Here is a 19172-nt window from a genome sequence, read left to right as displayed (position 1 = left end):
ACATATTGCATTATTTTTTATGAAACCATAATCGTTGATAAGAGGTTTTAAGATTGGATTCAACTGGGAATCCCACCTGTAAATTCGTATTTTTGCGAGCTTGAATAAAATGCAATATCCTTCCATGTCAGAACTGTCTGTAGAGAAAAAAGAAGAAGTAATCGAAATTTTTGGAGCTCGGGAACACAACCTGAAAAACATCGATATCAATATTCCAAGAAATAAATTAGTGGTGATTACCGGGTTGAGCGGCAGTGGCAAGAGTTCACTTGCCTTTGATACCATTTATGCGGAGGGACAGCGGCGGTATATGGAAAGCTTCTCAGCATATGCCCGGTCTTTTTTGGGTGGGATGGAGCGTCCGGATGTTGATAAAATAAATGGATTGTCCCCTGTCATTTCCATTGAACAGAAAACAACCTCCAAAAATCCTAGGTCCACGGTAGGGACAGTTACCGAAATCTATGATTTTATGAGATTACTCTATGCCAGGGCAGGAGAGGCGTATTCCTACCTTACGGGGCAGAAAATGATCCGGCAGACAGAAGACCAGATCATTGAGCAATTGTTTGACAAGTTCAAAGACCAAAAACTTTATATCCTTGCTCCAATTGTTAAAGGTCGAAAAGGGCATTACAGAGAGCTTTTTGAACAGATCCGCAAAATGGGTTTTCCCAAAGTCCGAGTAGATGGAGTGGTCATGGATGTGGTGCCAAAGATGCAGGTGGACCGGTACAAAATCCATGATATCGAAATTGTCATTGACAGAATTGTAGCAGAGGAAGAAGACAGGTTCCGTATCAGTCAGTCTCTCAAGACTGGCCTTCAGCATGGCAAAGGTGTCATCATGCTCCGGGATGAAAAAGGTGAAATCCACCACTTTTCGAAGTTTTTGATGGATCCTGTCACAGGACTGTCCTATGATGAACCTGCCCCCAACAGCTTTTCATTCAACAGTCCCTACGGTGCATGCCCTACTTGCAATGGACTTGGGGTCATCGAAGAGATCACCATCGAAAACATCATCCCCGATCCGACGCTGAGCATCAGCCGTGGGGGAATTGCACCTTTGGGTGAATATCGGGATGTCTGGATTTTCAAAAAAGTGGAAGCCATCCTAAAGCATTACAAATGCACCATCACCCAACCCATCGAAAGCTTGCCAAAAGAAGTGGTGGATATCTTGCTTTATGGTGACAAAATCGAGGTGGCTGTCGAATCTGTCAAATATCCGGGTACAGAGTGGAATACCACCTTTGAGGGGATTGTGAATTTCCTCCAAAAGCAACAGGAAGGCGGAACAGAAAAAATCCTTGATTGGGTCAATGAGTTTACCACTTCCAAAACCTGCCCGGATTGTAATGGATATAGGCTGAAAAAGGAAGCACTTCATTTCAAGATTGATGAAAAACATATCGGGGAATTATCTGTCATGGATATTACTGCTTTGGGTGCTTGGTTTGATGATTTGGAAAGCAGAATGTCCGAAAGGCAGCAGATCATAGGTAAGGAAGTATTGAAGGAAATCAGAAAACGGATCGGATTTCTTTTGGATATCGGATTGGATTACCTTTCATTGAATAGACCATTGAGAACACTTTCAGGAGGTGAAGCCCAGCGTATCCGGCTTGCGACCCAGATCGGAACCCAATTGGTAGGTGTGCTATACATCTTGGATGAACCGAGTATCGGTCTCCATCAGAGAGACAATGTCAAATTGATCAAAGCCCTTCAAGATCTTAGGGATTTGGGAAATTCTGTCCTTGTCGTGGAGCATGACAAAGACATGATGATGCAATCTGATTACGTTGTTGACATTGGACCGGGTGCAGGGAGACATGGAGGTCAGATTGTGGCGGCCGGCACTCCGGAGGAATTTCTGAAACAAAAGAGTATTACCGGAAAATACCTCACCGGAGAGCTTGCCATCAAAGTTCCTGTTGAAAGGAAAAAAGGATCCGGACACTTTTTGGAGTTGAAAGGTGCAAAAGGGAATAACCTGAAAAATGTGACGCTCAAACTTCCTTTGGGCACAATGGTCTGCGTCACGGGAGTTTCTGGAAGCGGCAAAAGCTCATTGATCCATGAGACCTTATTCCCGATTTTGAATCAGTATTTTTACAATTCAAAAAAAGAACCTTTAGCCTATGATTCGGTCGATGGGCTGAAGCATCTTGACAAGGTCATCGAGGTGGACCAATCTCCAATTGGAAGAACTCCAAGATCTAACCCGGCAACTTATACTGGGGTGTTCTCTGACATCAGGACCTTATTTACAGAATTACCTGAATCGAAAATCAGGGGATACAAACCGGGCAGGTTTAGCTTTAATGTCAAAGGCGGAAGATGTGAAGACTGCGAAGGTGCAGGGATGAAACTGATAGAAATGGATTTTCTTCCAGATGTACATATTCCCTGCGAAACCTGTAAAGGGAAACGTTACAACAGAGAAACTTTAGAGGTAAGATTCAAAGGAAAATCCATCTCTGATGTCCTAGACATGACTGTGGAGCAAGCTGTTGATTTCTTCGAAAACCAACCAAAAATCCTCAGGAGAATCCAGACACTCAATGATGTCGGCCTCGGCTACGTAACGCTTGGTCAACATGCCACAACGCTTTCGGGTGGTGAAGCCCAGAGAGTTAAGTTAGCAACTGAACTTTCCAAAAAAGATACCGGAAAGACATTTTACATTTTGGATGAACCTACGACAGGGCTACATTTTCAGGATATCGAACATTTACTCGAAGTCTTGAATCGCCTTGTGGACAAAGGCAATACAGTTCTCATCATTGAACATAATATGGATGTCATCAAAATGGCAGATTATGTAGTGGATATCGGATTGGAAGGTGGAGAAAAAGGCGGTAAAATTATTGTAGAAGGTACTCCTGAGCAAATTGCAAAAGATAAAAAGAGCTACACTGCCAGGTTTTTGAGGGAGGAATTAAACTGACAAAAGTATATGACCTCATAATGCCTTGATTTACCTATCAATAAAAAAGATTGACTGCATAAGTCCGTCCTGTCTATATTTGGGTTAATGCCATGAATAGGACGAGATTATTTTGGATATTACAGATTTTAGGTTGGTCAGGATATGCTATGATCAACCTTTTCTTTGTTTCTTTGGATCGAAGAATCACTCCTGTGCAGATCGGGGCCTATACCTCATTGGCGGCATTTTACTTTCTATCCACTAGTCTTTTTCGCTATGCGATCAAGAAATATGGTTGGTTGAATCTTGATTTTACCAAACTCCTTTCCAACACACTTCTGACATTAGGCTTACTGAGTATATTGAATACCATAGCTCAGATTGTGATCAGCTGGGCATTTGGTATCCTCAATCCGGAAACTGAATTCAGGTTGATCGTTATTTCAGGAAACATTTTTGTCAGTTTCCTATTTTATTCGCTCTGGAGCATGGTGTATTTTCTCTTTCATTTTTTGGACAGTTATAACCAATCTCTGAAATATCAGGCCAAAATCAACGAGATCCAGCTCAACCACCTCAAAAGCCAGCTTAACCCACATTTTATCTTCAATGCGCTCAACAGCGTGCGTGCATTGGTGGACGAAGATCCTGCCAAGGCCAAGCTCGCCATCACCCAATTGTCCAATATTTTGAGATTTTCATTGATGATGGATAAAAAGCGTACCATTGACTTCGAAAATGAAATCAATACTGTCAAAGATTACCTTAACTTGGAAACCATCAGGTTTGAAGAGCGGCTTCAGGTCAAATACAACATTGAACCCTCAGCCTACGACTATAAAATCCCTCCCATGATGCTCCAGACAATAGTCGAAAACGCCATCAAACACGGGATATCCAACAGGGTAAAAGGAGGCTTGGTCGAAATCAGCTGTAAGGAAGGGGTTACAGATGATTTGATCATCCAGGTCAGAAACAGCGGACAATTGAAAAACAACACCGTGGGAAGAAAAAAAGAAAGAGAAGGTCACGGCATCAACAATACCATGCAGCGGTTAAAACTTATTTATGGTGACCGGGCATCTTTTAAGATATACGATTCAGAAAGTGATTTTGTAATCACCGAAATAAAAATTCCAAAACAAAACCCTACATTAGGCTAAAAATTTAATAAGATGAGAGCACTTGTAATAGACGACGAAAGACTGGCAAGGAAAGAATTGATCAACTTGCTTTCCCAATATGACCAAGTTGAAATAGTGGGCGAAGCCAATAACGTGGATGATGCCAAAGAGAAAATTGAAGCATTGGCTCCGGATGTAGTCTTTCTCGATATCCAGATGCCCGAAAAAACCGGGTTTGATTTGTTGGAAGAACTGGACAATGTGCCTCATGTTATTTTTACCACTGCGTATGATGAATATGCCATCAAAGCATTTCAGGTCAATGCCTTGGATTATTTGTTGAAACCCATCGAGCCAAAGCGTCTGGGTGAAGCCATAGAGCGACTTTTGAAAAAATTGAATGAAAATCAAGACAAATCTGAAGAAACAGGTGATTTTGCAGGAAGAAAACTAACTTTAGATGATCAGGTATTTGTAAAGGATGGTGACCGTTGCTGGTTTGTCAAACTTTCAAACGTGAGACTCTTTGAATCTGACGGAAACTACATCAAGGTCTATTTTGACAACTTCAAACCAATGATTCACAAATCCCTCAATGCCTTGGATGAGAGGCTGAGTGAAAAATCTTTTTTCAGAGCAAGTAGGAAGCATATCATCAACCTCAGCTGGGTAGAGGCGATTGAGCCTTGGTTCAATGGCGGTTTGGTAGTCACTCTCAAAGGAGGTGACAGGATAGAAGTCAGTAGAAGACAAGCTGCAAGATTCAAGGATATGATGAGCTTATAAAAATCATCAATGGATAATTGGAGAAATTTTAAATAATTATTGATTGTGAAAACTATAATTTGTAAATAGTCACTGATATTATTTTCATCAACACAAAAATCCATTTAATATTAATCATACCGTATTATTTCCCTAAAAAAATATGAAAGAGGAAAGAATTCTGATCGTCGAAGATGATGTAAACATAGCCGAAAACATTGAAGAGATTTTGGAACTTTTAGGTTACGTCAATATTGACATCGCAAACTCCGCTAACCAAGCCATTAAAGTCGTCAAAAAATACAGGCCCGATTTGGTATTCATGGATATCAAACTCAAGGGTGACAAAGACGGTATTGAATTGGGAGAAATCATCAAACAAATGGTGGATGCACCGCTGGTTTATGTGACTTCATACAGTGACCCTACCATTATTGAAAGGGCAAAAAGAATCAATCCTGCCGGCTTTATCGTCAAGCCTTTCAACACCAACGACATTCATGCCATTGTGGAAATTGTTCTATATAACAAAAGAACAAAACCTGCTGCTGAAACTGTGGCTGTCAGGGCAAAAGACGAAAGCCCTTACCTTGTTGCTGATGCAGTATTCATCAAAGCCGACAATGCCTACGAAAGAGTCCCTTACGAGGAAATCTATTACGTGGAGGCAAATGGCAACATGGTGACGATCTACACTAAAGGAAGAAATTTCATCATCAGAAAATCAATGAAAGATATGGAGGAGAAACTTCCACCACACCTTTTCTTGAGAGTTCAGAAGTCTTTTATTGTGCAACTTGCCCAGATAGAAAGCTTCAATACCAAGGACATCAACCTAAAAATGGGTGCCGTAGTCCAAGTAGGACGGCAATATTATAACAGCTTCTTAGCGAAATTGAATACAATTACTGAAAGTTGATTAATCGAACAACAAAAAAAGGTGAGCAAAACTCACCTTTTTTTTATCGTTCAAAAAACCAAACAATCAACTAAACTATCTTACTAAATAAAATTCTTGGTTCCCTGAAGCAGTTACGAATGCTCCATTTTCAAAAGACTCCTTAAATTTTTTCTTAATATCTTCTTTGTCTCCATAAAATTCGGCAACCACCTCACTGTATTTATTGATAAATGTGATGCTTGGTACTTCCTTTAGTTCAGAAAAATCCAATTCAAATTCTTGGATTAAATCTTCCTGCACTCCTTCAATTCCCGTATTGTATTCCATTGGGATTACTTCGTTGAGTGAATCAACCTGCGCTTCAGCCTTTGCGGCCCACATAATTGTCAATGCCATCATTAGTCCTAAAAAGGCACAAACTGTTTTTTGAGTTAAAATAGTTGGTTTCATTTTCTTAATTATTTTCTAATTGTGTAAGGTTTAATTTCTTTTCCGGATATCATTGCCTCAGGTATTTACCATATGCCAAAATCTGATCCCAATTTTATAAATTATTGTATATCAGTACATTAAATGATATTTGTGACCAAATATGTGTACGTATATGAACACAGCATTTACAATTACGATACAGCAGGATAACATCGGAAGGATAAAAATCAATTGCTAAGGTAAACTTAAAAAAAATAAAAAAACCGATAGAATTCAAAATATTCTATCGGTTTGATATAAAAATATTAATACTTACAGAAGATCATTTGCTAAATTTGCTAATTCCGATCTTTCTCCCTTTTCTAGCTTGATATGGGCATATAATGGATGGTCTTTTACCCGATCTATCAAATAAGATAAACCATTACTCTGACTGTCCAGGTATGGCGTATCGATCTGAAAGATATCTCCTGTGAAAATGATCTTGGTATTTTCACCTGCCCTGCTGATGATTGTCTTTATCTCGTGAGGAGTAAGGTTTTGCGCTTCGTCTACAATAAAGAAAATATTGGATAGTGACCTGCCTCTGATATAGGCCAATGGTTGGATGACCAATTTCTCCTGATTAACCAATTCTGTGATTTTTTGAAATTCCTTATCAGACTCTTTGAACTGGTTTTGAATAAATTTCAAGTTGTCCCAAAGTGGCTCCATATACGGATTCAGCTTGGACTTGATGTCGCCCGGAAGGTAGCCGATATCCTTATTGCTCAAGGGAACGATGGGTCTAGCCAGAAATATCTGCTTATAATCCCTTCTTTGCTCTAATGCTCCGGCAAGTGCCAAAAGCGTTTTTCCTGTGCCTGCAACACCTTGAATGGATACCAGTTTGATCCTTGGATTCAGGATGGCATGCATGGCAAAAGCCTGCTCTGCATTCTTTGGTTTGATGTTATAAGCGAGTTTTTTATCTACCCTTTCGAGGACGTTGTCCTCCGAGTTGTAATATGCCAACACCGAATTTTTCTCACTTTTGAGGATATAAAAAGCATTGGCCTTTTTCTTCTTTGTCCCCAAAACCTGCTTTGCTTCTACCGAATGATTTTCATACAGCCTGTTGATGATGTCAGGTTCTATTCCCTCCAAGAAAAATTTTCCGGTGTTTTCCAGCTCGGAAAGGTTTTTGATTTTTCCGGTTTCATAATCTTCTGCGTGGATGTCAAGTGACTTTGCTTTGAGCCGGAGGTTGATGTCTTTGCTTACCAATATAACCTTCCTGCCTTTTTCCATTTGTTGACAATGGAGAGCAGCATTGAGGATTTTGTGGTCATTTTTTTCTTCACCAAAGATGAGGTTGGCGTTGATGTTATTGTCGGGATTCATCAAAACCCGAAAGTAGCCTTTGGTCTTTCCATTCAAAGGGGTCCAGTTGTGGATCATGTTGTCTTTAGCCAGCGTATCCAAAAGTCGGATAAATTCCCTGGCCTCAAAGTTTTTGGTATCGTTTCCCTTTTTGAACTGATCGAGCTCCTCCAATACAGTAATTGGGATGACCACATCATGCTCTGCAAAGTTCATGATTGAATTATGTGCGTATAGGATTACCGAAGTATCCAACACAAAGATTTTACGGTCTTTATCGGATTTAGCTCTAGGCATAGGTTAATAATTTACTAGGTTTTTGTTAGGAAAAAGATAAAGAAATAAAAATTAGATTACCATTGTATCAATAGAAAATAAGATTGTTATTAAAAAGGAAAATCTTAGACTGTTGATTTTCAGGGGGAAAATTTTGATAAAATTAGAAAATAACTCATACATCAAAGTTGGTATAAAACTAACGAAAGTCTTTTCTAAACTCACAGAATTTCAATAAATAGAGTTCTAAAAAACATTAGAGGTGAGGTCAAAAACCCCACCTCCTTAATATGAAATGTAAGGACTATGTTCTCTACTTAAACATATCCGCTTTTCTATACGCTGCAATCAGGGCCAACTCGCCTTCTTTTCCGGGAATGGCATTGCCGTGTTCCATCCCGCAGACGCCTTTAAATCCTTTGGCATCGATGTGCTTGAAGACATTCAGGTAATTGATTTCACCTGTTCCCGGTTCTTTTCGTCCCGGATTGTCACCAATCTGAATATAGGCTATCTCATCCCAACAGGCATCCATCATCGCGATGAGGTTGCCTTCGTTTCGCTGCATGTGGTAGGCATCATAAAGGATTTTGCAGGAAGGACTGTCGACCGCCTTACAGATGGCGTGGGTTTGATCCGAAAACCTCAGAAATAGCTCCGGGGTATCACTCAATGGCTCCAAAACCATCACCAATCCACTTGGTTCGATGACCTCGGCACCGCGCTTCAGTGCTTCGATCACATGGGAAGTCTGGATTCCCATGGGCAGTTTTCTTTCAAAAAAGCCTGGAACAACCGTTGCCCATTTGGCATTGACACGCTTGGAAGCCTCCACGGATTTTTTGCAGGTAGCGACAAAGTTGTCGATAAACTCCTGCTTGCCCGAAGTGAGGGAAATCTTCCAGTTGTCACCCCCGTCAACGACAAAAACACCCATCCGCATATTGAGCCTTTCGAGGGTTTTGCCAATGAGATTTTGGTCTTCTACCGGTCGGCCAAGCAGTCCATTGTCTTCCAATGACCGGAATCCCTGATCTGCCATAAATTCCAATTGGGAGACAAGTCCGTCTCCGGCGTGGGCTTTGAACATCCCAAAGTGGGGAGCGTAATCTAGGTTAAATGGCTTTCCGGCTGCTTTGCTTTTTGCAAAGGAGGAAAGGCTTGTGCCACCGGCGAGAGCTGCTACAGCAGATCCCAAACTTATATTTCTAACAAAATTTCTTCTTTTCATATCAGATTACTTTTGTTTTGCCCGGAATCGCAAAAGGGTAATAGCCGTCTGCATTTGGCAGGACTTTCGGCATCGCATCCCAAGACAAGGTATTTGGCATCAAATTGATCTCAGAATTGAGGGCCTCATCCCAAGTGACTACCTTGCCAGAATAGGTTGCATTTCGGCCAAGAATAGCTGTCATAGTACTTTTTGCCGCATTTTCTGCATCGGCATATTTGTATTCTCCCTTCACTATGGCAGCGAAAAGTTCATCATGCTCCACCTGATATGGATTTGGATTATTGTCCCTATTGTGGGAATAAATGGCGTTTCCTTTGTAATCTGAAATGTTCCCGTGATTTCCTGCACTTAAAAAGACTTTGCCTTTAGTGCCTTGGAAAGATTCATCTACTCTATTGGCTGCTCCCGGGAAGTGGCGGCATTCGCTGAAGATTACCGTGCCGTCAGCATAAGTGAAGGTGATGCTGTGGTGGTCAAAGATTTCTCCGTGCTCTTTGCCGGTCCGGACCTGACGGCCTCCGGTACCGTAAGCCTGTACGGGATAGCTGTTTTTTACCCAATTGGCCACATCTATATTGTGGACGTGCTGCTCGTTGATATGGTCACCGCAAAGCCAATTGAAGTAGTACCAATTTCTCATCTGATATTCCATCTCAGTCTGACTAGCTTGACGTGGATTGACCCAAACGCCACCGTCATTCCAATATACCTGCCCACCGACTATGTCGCCGATGGCGCCGTCATGAAGACGCTTGATGGTTTCTCTGTAATTGTCCTGATAATGTCTTTGAAGACCTACCACCACATTGAGTTTTTTCTTTTTGGCTCCTTCGGCTGCGGCCAACACTTTTCGGATACCGACTGCATCGACGGCTACGGGCTTTTCCATAAAAACCTGCTTGCCTTGCTTTACTGCTTCCTCAAAATGGTCAGGTCTAAATCCCGGAGGTGAAGCCAAAATCACAACATCCGCCAGTTTGATGGCTTCTTTGTAACCTTCAAAGCCTACAAACTTCCTGTCTTCCGGCACATCGACTTTGTCTTTTCCATATTTCTCAAAAATGGGGGTATAGCTTTTGTCTATCCTGTCCCTGAAAGCATCTGCCATGGCGACAAGTTTGATATTGTGTCCTGTGTCAAAGGCCTGGAAAACGGCACCTGTACCCCTGCCTCCACAGCCGATGACAGCAATTTTGATTTGGTCTGTACCGGATGCATAAGCGCCCGGCATCCCAAAAGGCTGAAGTATCATTCCTCCGGCAAGGATTGCGGAAGTTTTGATAAAGTCCCTGCGTTGATTTTGGTTATTCATGAGTGTATTGTTTTATGGTTATTTTCTTTAATAATCTGTAATCGGTGCCCTGTCATAATAGGCCATTATGGCTGCCTGACTTGGCGGGTTGAGCGGTCTAACCACCCTCAAGCCAAGAAAAGAAGCTTCAGGAAACCACCATTGGCTTTTGGGAATCTGTGGATCTATCCTCTTCCATTCTGCCTTTGATGCCGTTCTTTTGGCGGAGCGCAAGTCTGCAGCAGGACTGTTATAATGACCTCCCCGAATGGCTCCCGGATATAGTTTTTTGATTTCAATGGTAGGATCTTTCACTTGCTTATCCTTCCTGCTCTGGTAGGTATCTGCTGCATATTGGTCTGATGTCCATTCCATTACATTGCCGAGAATATCGTACAGTCCCCAAGGATTTGGCTTTTTTTGGCCTATTTGGTGGGTAACATTTCCGCTGTTGGCAGCGAACCAAGCGTATTGATCCAAGAGTTTTTCATCCTCTCCAAAAAAATATTTGCCCTTTGAACCGGCCTTTGCGGCATATTCCCATTCGGCCTCGGTAGGCAATCTATAGAAAATCCCTGTCTTGAGATAAAGCCACTTACAAAATTGAATCGCACCGAAATTGGTCATGCCGATGGCAGGTTTGCCCTCTTTGCCCATGCCGGCCGTCATGTCCAAGTAGGGGATACTTGGTCGGCTGAGACCATCTACTTGTGATGGAAGTTCTTTTTCTGCAATGGCGATCTCATAATTTTTATCCAAAAAGAGTTCAAAAATGTCCCAGGTAATCTCATGCGTTCCCATCCAAAAAGGAGAAATATCTACTTCATGAACAGGAATTTCATCAGGCAACGTACCCTCGCTTCCCATCATGAATTTACCTCCCTTGATCGGGACCATTCCGAAACTTTGACCCGAGTCAGGAATTTTTTGTGAATAGGAAACAAAATTTTTCTGATCATAAAACTTCCATGAAGCAATTGTCACCAATACGGCGGAAACCAACATTACCAGGAAGCCATTTCTTTTCAATATATGATTCATATCATCGGTTAATTTGAGATTGTTAAGCTAATTATGGGATTCAAAAGATTTTGATTGATTGGTTTTTTGTCTATGGTCATTTGCTTTCTACTGTCGGTAACTTCACTTCTTCTCCCCATACATATTTTGCAAACCATTGCCAGTTGTGCCAAGTGGCGGCAAGTCTTTCCTTGGGTTTGGTGATGCCGTGTCCAAAACCTTTGTACACCACCAATTCGGCCGGAACATTTTGATCTCGTAATCCCTGCAGTAATTCATAGGCATTTGGAATCGGAACCCTTTGGTCAAACTCTCCATGTTGGATCAATGTCGGGGTTTTTGCATTTTTGATGTTGGTCATGGGGGAAGTTTTGCGGTAAATTTCCTCGTTGTCCCAAGGGTTGGCTTTGAGATATTGAATGGTAAATGGATGGATATCCGTGTTGACGTAGTAAGTCATCCAATTGGAAATCCCAGCACCAACACTCACTGCTTTAAATCTGTCTGTATTTGTGGTGAGAAATGCAGAAATGTATCCTCCCTGACTCCATCCCATGACGCCCATTCTTGTAGTATCGATCAGATTGCTTGCACTCAGGAAATCCACCCCGCTCAAGACATCCCAAGCATCTCCCACTCCAAGGTTTTCAACATTGAGAGATCGGAAAGCCTCTCCATATCCAGCTGATCCACGGTAGTTGGGTTGCAAGACCAAACTACCTTTGTTAAGCCATTGCACGATGGGATAGACATAACCGGGAACAGGTGATGGCGTATCAATTCCAGTAGGACCACCATGAATCACAACCATCAAAGGATATTTTTTGGTGGGATCGTAGTCCAATGGTTTGTGCAGCACCCCTTCTATCAGAGCTCCGTCCTTGCTCCTCCAGACTACCACCTCATTTTGTGACACTTTCCAATCTTCAATCTGCTTTGTCAGGTTGGTGACTTTTTTTGCGGCGGGTTTTTGGACATTGCTTACCCAGATTTCATTGAGCTGATTGCCGTTGCGGGCATTGACAGCCAGTTTTTCTCCTGTTTGGGAAAATGAAACCCCCGTCACCATTTCCGGAAATCCTTTCAAGATCGTGAAGGAACCGTCTTTGGGTTCAATCCTATAGAGATGTCTTTGGGTTTTTTGCCAAAATAGGCCATAAATTCCCTTGGGAGTCCAGGTCAATCCAGAAGGATTTTCATCAAGTTTGGCTGCAATTTGCTTACTGCTTTTGGATCCTACATCAATGACAAAAATTTTCGAATTGGAATAAAAATTAGAAACAGTATCAGCCACATGGCTTGTGTACAGCAATTGCTTGGAATCGGGAGACCAATCTTCCAACCTGTCCGAACTTGGGTTATTGACCAAAAGCCGGGTTTCCAATTTTTCTAGATCCAATACGGATATGTTGGATTTGGAACTTGAATTGATCAGGGGATTAGGCTGATGGGTAAATGCTATTTTTTTCCCATCAGGAGAAATTTTGAAGGCATTGACATTGAAATCCCCCTGGGTGAGTCTTTTCGGTTTTGGTCGTGTGATGCAACCGCTTGCGGTTTTGAGGGAATCTGCCGTTTCATAGCAAGGCAATTCTGATGGATTCAGCTTATTCGGGTCAAATTTGATTTCCCAAATATGTGTTAAATTATAATCCTTGTCATCAATGGAAAATGCCCCATATCGGTCTAGCATCTTCTTTTTGGCAGGATCTTCCTTTTCTCTTTTGGCAAAAATCATCCTCTTTCCATCAGGATGCCAATGAAAAGCACTCACACCATCTTCCTCCTCGGTAATTGCAATTGACTCACCGCCAATTAGGCGGATGGCATGAACCTGAGTCTTACTTCCCTTATCAGCCAAAAAAGCAAGCCACTTTCCATCAGGTGAAAATTCAGGCGCAAAACTGCTATTCTTAGGATTATTGGTGACCTGAAAGGGTTCAATTCCATTTTTCACCAACCAAATCTCGGTATCAAACTTGTTTTCATTCCAATCGGTGGTCTGTTTGGTAAATGCCACCATGTCTCCACCTGAGGATATTACAACGTTACCTACGCTTCTTAGTGATATCACTTCTTCAAATGAGGGATTCTTTTTTTCCGTTTGAGCCAGGATTTGGCAAGTAAAGAAGATACTGAAAATGGTAAATAGGGTAGATTTCATATAATTCTTGTGGCTATTGATCCCAAAGAGCGTGAAAGAATTTCAATTTAACATTTGGATCCAGAATTTCATACCGAATTTTGATTACCAATTTTCTAACATCTCAATAATTCAAGAACCTAAAATTTCCTAATCATTAACAAATATTATATAAAAATAAAAATAATGTATTTTTTATGGTATATTATTGAATTAATTTTAATGTAATGGATGTTTTGCTAACTTTGAATCATCAAGAAAGACAAATGGTCTTCTTCACATTGTAGGGTGTTGAAATTGGCAGACAAGCCCTCCGGTCTCGGGGGTAGGGGTCACAGCATAAAGCAAACATGGAGCTCGTGTTTTGCCTAACAGCCCTGTGGAGGTTCGAATCCTTCTCCTACAGCAAGATTAACAGAATCAAAAGGAGTGCAAAAGGCACTTCAAAAATTGAAAAAATTTATATTGTAGGGTGTTGAAACTGGCAGACATGCCCTCCGGTCTCGGGGGTAGGGATCCCGATAGCTATCGGGACAGCATAAAGCAAACATGGAGCTCGTGTTTTGCCTAACTGCCCTGTGGAGGTTCGAATCCTTCCCCTACAGCTGGTTATTTTGGGTTTATTGTTAATTGACTAAAGCTGTGAGCACGTTTTCACAGCTTTTTTATTTTTATAGCCGATGGAATAAATATTTTTTTACCGCAATGGGCGCAAGGGTTTCGCAAAGGTCGCAAACAGAGAATGAAAATTCACCACAGAGAACTCAGATAAAATCGCAACATATGTTTGCTTTTTCCAAAGCATTATTCATTTTAATGCCTTATGCGCCGGTGTTTGTGTCTCCACAAACATTCCTTATAATTCATTCACTATTCTTAATTTCTCCCTTTTCCTCTGGGCCCTCTGAGAGTTCTGTGGTGATTTTATTTTACTCCAAATATTGAAAAATCAAAGATCTGTAGGGGTTACTTTCGAAGCGATAAATGCCGGACGGAATGAAGCCAAAAAAGTGATCATAAAAACAGAGATACTCGTCCAAAAGAAATCCGACCAAATCATCTTTACAGGATAAGCATCCACAATAGAGGACGATATCCCTAAAGTGACCAAACCAAAACTATCCTGAACCCAACAAATCAAAAACCCAAGCACCAATCCGATGATGGCCCCGCTCAACCCAATGATGGCGCCTTGCTTCAGATAAATTTTTCGGATAAGGGATTCTTTTGCACCCATCGCAAATAAGATGGCATTGTCTTTCTTCTTTTCAATAGCCAGCATAGACAATGAGAAAAATATATTGAAGGAGGCCACTGCCAAGATGAAACTTAGCGTCAGGAATACAAAAAGCTTTTCAATCTTTATCGTTCGGAGGATTTGCGAATGTTGCTCATCGGTATCTTTGACTGTAAACCCATCACCCAACAGAGCTACTAACCTGCCTTTAACTTTCTGGATGTTTGCTCCATCCTTCACCTTAATCTCTAGCGCAGTTCGCTTTTGCCCATAATTGAGCAGGTTACTTACGAATCCTATCGGAGCCAAGATGTAGTTGTCGTCAAATTCTTTTTCTATGCTGAAAAAAGCTCCGGGTTTGAGTATTCCCCGATTGTACAACTGACTAGGGTCAATGGTGCCTGCATTTCTTGGCGCTTTGGGATAAAAAACCTGAAGCAGATCAAAATCATTGTCTAAATCCACAGAGAGAAAAAACCCAACACCCCTTCCCATGATGGCTTTGGGTTGGTTTTCGGTTCCCAAACTCAAATTCCCCCAAGTAAATCCTTTTTCAAACCTTCCCTGCTCCATGTAATTGTCAGAGACTCCTTTGATTCGCGCTAGGTGTTGGTAATCTCTATATTTGAACAAAGCATTGTCTTCTATCACTTCAGTCACTACATCGACATCTTCCATTTTGGAAATGAGGTCGATCCATTCACGTTCAGCTACAAATGATTTTCCTAAAGTAGACTCAATTTTCAGTTCCGCATCAAATGAAGCATACAAACCTCGGACGAGGTCTTCTAGGCCGTTGAACACAGACAATACAATTACCAAAGCCATGGTCCCCACAGCAACTCCAATCATTGAAATCCTGGAAAGAACTGTGATAAAGTTCCGCTTCTTTTTGCTACGGAAATAACGATAGGCTATGAAAAAGGAGAGGTTCAAGGATTTTTCAAAAGTTTAATTATTCTTCTTCATCCTCATCCGAGGCCTCAGGGATGTCCAAAGCTCCGATTACCTTGTCCATGTGCTGGGCATAGGTCGCCGAATCATCGATAAAGAAGGCAAGTTCAGGGACAATCCTTACTGATTTGCCGATTCTATTTCCCAAATGCTTTCTGATCTCACTTTTTTTATCATTCAAAACTTCAAAAACAGCACGGTCTTTATCCACCAAAAAACTCAAATAAATTCTTGCCACACTCAGATCAGGACTGATAATTACCCTTGAAACCGTGATAAAGGCACTTCCGATGATGTGTTTTCCTTCACGCTGAAAAATTTCACCCAATTCCTTTTGGATAAGTTTGTTGAATTTCTGCTGTCTTTTACTTTCCATGTCTCTAAATATTGTGTCAAATTTAGTGAATTAATTGCGGAACACTTAATTTCGGGCTTGCAGTTTGTCCAATCCTTAGAAATAGGCTCCATTTGTTAAGTTTTTTTAGAATCAATGATCCGTTCAGGTTAGTCGCCATTTTGGGGATTGTTCTGTTGATGAGTACTATTTATATCTGGATAGTGGATATCCCTCTCCTTCAACCCGAAATGATCTGGATGCTATTGGGTGAAAGGATGGCGGATGGGAAGCACATGTACATCGACATCATTGATGATACCGGTCCTTTGTCAGCAGGTGTGTTTTGGGTTGTCCATTTGGTTTTTGGTAAGTCAGCACTCGCATATAAGTTTATTGCAGCCTTCATTGTTTTGTTTCAGGTGGTATATGTCAATTACCTTTTTATAAGGTATAAGTCATTTGAAGACAATACCTATATCCCGGCATTTGTGATGACGGTGTTATTCTATATTTCTTTTGACTTGGTGACATTATCTCCAGCCTTGATGGGAAGCACATTTATCGTGTTGGCCTTGGGACAGTTATTTTCACAGACTGTCCTGCAAAAAGAGGGTTCAGATGCCGTCTTATTGGTCGGCATTTTCGGAGGAATCGCAGCCTGTTTTCATTTTCCCTTGGCGACCTTTCTACCGTTTTTGTTGGTTTCGGGGATCATTGTCAGCGGGTTTTCTTTCCAGCAGATTATTGTTTCTTTGATAGCGTATGCTATGCCTCTGGTGTTTTGCGCTTTATATTTTTTTTGGATTGATGGGTTTGAGGCTTTCATTTATGAATTTATCATTGCTCCGAGGCTGATCGAAAGCTATGCGCACGTTTCTTACAGAGATTTGGCTTTGCTTTTTGCATTGCCTATGTTTTTTTCAGTTTTGGGATTCTTTGTCGGATTTATTGTCAAATCCCAGACCGTCAATCAACAGAAGCAACTTCAACTCAACTTGATATTTTTGATTTTTGCGGTATCCTCTCTTTTGTTGACCAACAGGCGGACTCCTTATCAATTTATCGTCATGTTGCCCGCATTGACCTATTTTATTTCTTTACTTTTGGTAGTTTATAAAAAAGGAATCACCATTCAAGTCCTTACTGCAGCATTTGTTTTTGGGATTCCGATTATAGGAATTGTCTGGACTTTATATCAGATCAACTCAGGAATAATAAATTCTTATGCAATCAATTTTGAGGAAAAGCATACCATCGCAAAAAGTAATAAAATCCTAGTCCTCGGTGAAGATTTGGGTTATTACCAAGGTGCGACCCTAGCTACACCCTATCTTCATTTCCGACTTTCAAAAAACGTAATCGAAGACCAGCGAGACCTTGCCAATACTGTGAAGCTATATGATAATTTTTTGATAGAAAGACCTGAAATTATCATTGATGAAGAAGGAGTCTTTGCCAAGCTATTGGAAAGAATCCCGATTTTAGCTAAGGAGTATGAAAAGCGGGGAACCAGCTATTTTCTCAAAAAAACCAACTAGCAGTTTATCTTGATATAGAAACAGTTTTTACTTTTTTAATTCAATTATTTTCTAAAGCCCTTTTGTAGAAAATCGATTTTTATTGTTAAATTTATAAACCTCTCTACAATAAGTCTTTATCTAAAGTATGTTTAATTCGGATAAAGTGACTTAGGCTTAACCCAAACAAGCCTTAAGAAGGCTAAAAAAAGGGGAGGCCATAATTTAGGATCATTTTTAAACCCTCTTAGCCATGCAAAATCATTTTATCATTGGAGAAAATACCCTATTGTCAAAAGGATTAAATTTAGTGTTGGAAAATTTAGGGCAGACAGAAGTAGAGAATTTAAGTTTCGAGGATATTAGCAAGCAAAAGCTCAAATCCAGCGATAAGACTGAATTTCTTTGGATAGTGGTTTCCAATGAAAAAAAATCTCCTGTAAAAATTTGTAAGCAAATCAAAATAGAACTTCCCAAGTCCAAAGTCTTTGTCTTCTGTGAAAGCAAAGACCCCATACTTGTCAAGGATTTTTTGAAAACAGGGATTTCGGGATATTTTTTGCCCCATTGCAACGTCAAGAATATCAAAGAAGCGATCGGTCAAAGTGAAAAAGGCAGCATCTACATAGATCCTCAGTTGAGGTTATTCCTGACACAAAATATCCTAGACATCGGCAAATCGAGTACAACCCTAAGGGCGCTTACAAAAAGAGAAAAAGAAATCCTCCTTCTGATAGTGGAAGAATACACCACTCAGGAAATTGCCAATAAGCTTTTTATCAGCTTTTGTACCGTAGAAACCCACCGTCTCCACCTGATCCAAAAAATGGGCGTACGCAACACCGCAGGCCTAGTGCGGGAGGCAGTTTCTCGCAATATCTACCAGACATCCATGAATTCCATGACTTTTTAAAATCCATATTTTCATGGATTTTTTTGCAGTATATAATGGTCAAATTTGAATAACTACTCTAAGTTGGGAGGTTTTTAACTTTTAAAAATCATCCACGGAAATTGTTTCATTTCATTTTTGACATTTTGTCTCGCAACATGATAGACCAAGTATTAAATACTGTAATTGTTTTGTTGAACGACCATATTGGTACAGTCGAACCCGATGTCATGCTTGGAAACTTATCCATGGCAGACTCAGCCCAAGCCGAAAGTGAAAACAGCATTGCAGACCGTGTGGTGGTCTCGGTGGTAAATATCCAGCAGGAAAGTACACTCAGAAATATGGCTGCCAACAGGCAGGTCTTTGACAATGCAGGATTGCCAAGAGGTGTTGCCCGGAATCCTGGGGTTTTCTTGAACATTTACTTGCTGATAGGTGCCAATAAGTCCCAATACAACATTGGTCTTCAAAGAATCTCTCAAGTCATTTCCTTCTTTCAGCGAAACTCAATTTTAACTGTTGCAGAAATTCCCAATCTTCCGGACTTTGGATTGGAAAAAATCATTTTTGACCTCCATTCTACCAATTTTGAAGAACTCAACCAGCTATGGGGAATTATGGGCGGGAAATATCTCCCCTCTGTAGTCTATAAAATGAGGTTGGCATACATAGACAGCATGGATGAGGGTGTGGAAATTCCTTTGGTCAAAACGATCGATGCGCAGTTCAACAACAAGAACCTATAG

15 protein-coding genes are annotated in these 19172 nt (G+C 40.9%); 7 read left to right on the top strand and 8 right to left on the bottom strand.

Translation table 11 applies throughout. The annotated features are described in order from the left end of the window. Positions 1-124: 124 nt before the first annotated feature. From uvrA to M3O96_RS07335, 4 genes are all read left to right on the top strand, one after another. Positions 125-2956, top strand: coding sequence for an excinuclease ABC subunit UvrA (gene uvrA / locus M3O96_RS07350; RefSeq protein WP_249719684.1), 2832 nt, complete (start codon positions 125-127; stop codon positions 2954-2956). Between the two features lie 92 nt (positions 2957-3048). Beyond that, positions 3049-4101 carry a sensor histidine kinase gene (locus M3O96_RS07345; RefSeq protein WP_249719683.1) on the top strand — a complete coding sequence of 351 codons (1053 nt, stop codon included), beginning with the start codon at positions 3049-3051 and terminating at the stop codon, positions 4099-4101. A gap of 12 nt (positions 4102-4113) precedes the next feature. After that, entirely contained in the window at positions 4114-4848 is a 735-nt protein-coding gene (locus M3O96_RS07340) for a LytR/AlgR family response regulator transcription factor (RefSeq protein WP_249719682.1), read from the top strand. 142 nt (positions 4849-4990) lie between these two features. Further along, complete coding sequence (locus M3O96_RS07335) at positions 4991-5746, top strand: LytR/AlgR family response regulator transcription factor (protein WP_249719681.1); 756 nt, start codon at positions 4991-4993, stop codon at positions 5744-5746. Between the two features lie 75 nt (positions 5747-5821). On the opposite strand, the gene M3O96_RS07330 is transcribed toward M3O96_RS07335, so the two are convergent. The 8 genes from M3O96_RS07330 to rbfA all read right to left on the bottom strand — a co-directional run bounded on the left by M3O96_RS07330 (position 5822) and on the right by rbfA (position 16053). Continuing rightward, positions 5822-6178 (bottom strand): hypothetical protein, encoded by a 357-nt coding sequence (locus tag M3O96_RS07330; RefSeq protein ID WP_249719680.1) that lies wholly within the window; start codon positions 6176-6178, stop codon positions 5822-5824. A 294-nt stretch (positions 6179-6472) separates the two neighbouring features. Further along, positions 6473-7819 (bottom strand): PhoH family protein, encoded by a 1347-nt coding sequence (locus M3O96_RS07325; protein WP_249719679.1) that lies wholly within the window; start codon positions 7817-7819, stop codon positions 6473-6475. Positions 7820-8111: 292 nt separating this feature from the next. After that, positions 8112-9029 (bottom strand): hydroxypyruvate isomerase family protein, encoded by a 918-nt coding sequence (locus tag M3O96_RS07320; RefSeq protein WP_249719678.1) that lies wholly within the window; start codon positions 9027-9029, stop codon positions 8112-8114. A gap of 1 nt (position 9030) precedes the next feature. Beyond that, positions 9031-10344 carry a Gfo/Idh/MocA family protein gene (locus M3O96_RS07315; RefSeq protein ID WP_249719677.1) on the bottom strand — a complete coding sequence of 438 codons (1314 nt, stop codon included), beginning with the start codon at positions 10342-10344 and terminating at the stop codon, positions 9031-9033. Between the two features lie 27 nt (positions 10345-10371). Beyond that, a complete protein-coding gene (locus M3O96_RS07310) occupies positions 10372-11364 on the bottom strand; it encodes a formylglycine-generating enzyme family protein (protein ID WP_502798902.1) in 993 nt (330 codons plus the stop codon). 76 nt (positions 11365-11440) lie between these two features. After that, a complete protein-coding gene (locus M3O96_RS07305; RefSeq protein ID WP_249719676.1) occupies positions 11441-13507 on the bottom strand; it encodes a S9 family peptidase in 2067 nt (688 codons plus the stop codon). Positions 13508-14435: 928 nt separating this feature from the next. Beyond that, positions 14436-15659 (bottom strand): ABC transporter permease, encoded by a 1224-nt coding sequence (locus M3O96_RS07300; protein WP_249719675.1) that lies wholly within the window; start codon positions 15657-15659, stop codon positions 14436-14438. A gap of 19 nt (positions 15660-15678) precedes the next feature. Continuing rightward, positions 15679-16053, bottom strand: coding sequence for a 30S ribosome-binding factor RbfA (gene rbfA / locus M3O96_RS07295; RefSeq protein WP_249719674.1), 375 nt, complete (start codon positions 16051-16053; stop codon positions 15679-15681). A 92-nt stretch (positions 16054-16145) separates the two neighbouring features. On the opposite strand from rbfA, the gene M3O96_RS07290 reads away from it, so the two are divergent. The 3 genes from M3O96_RS07290 (at position 16146) to M3O96_RS07280 (ending at position 19172) form a co-directional block, all read left to right on the top strand. After that, a complete protein-coding gene (locus tag M3O96_RS07290) occupies positions 16146-17552 on the top strand; it encodes a hypothetical protein (RefSeq protein WP_249719673.1) in 1407 nt (468 codons plus the stop codon). 232 nt (positions 17553-17784) lie between these two features. Next, positions 17785-18444 carry a response regulator transcription factor gene (locus M3O96_RS22020; protein ID WP_283773965.1) on the top strand — a complete coding sequence of 220 codons (660 nt, stop codon included), beginning with the start codon at positions 17785-17787 and terminating at the stop codon, positions 18442-18444. Between the two features lie 137 nt (positions 18445-18581). Further along, entirely contained in the window at positions 18582-19172 is a 591-nt protein-coding gene (locus tag M3O96_RS07280) for a Pvc16 family protein (protein ID WP_249719672.1), read from the top strand.

Source organism: Aquiflexum sp. TKW24L, from assembly GCF_023502205.1.
Classification (GTDB): Bacteria; Bacteroidota; Bacteroidia; order Cytophagales; family Cyclobacteriaceae; genus Cognataquiflexum.
Note: the sequence above shows the minus strand (reverse complement) of the source record. Positions and strands in the feature narration are given on the sequence as shown.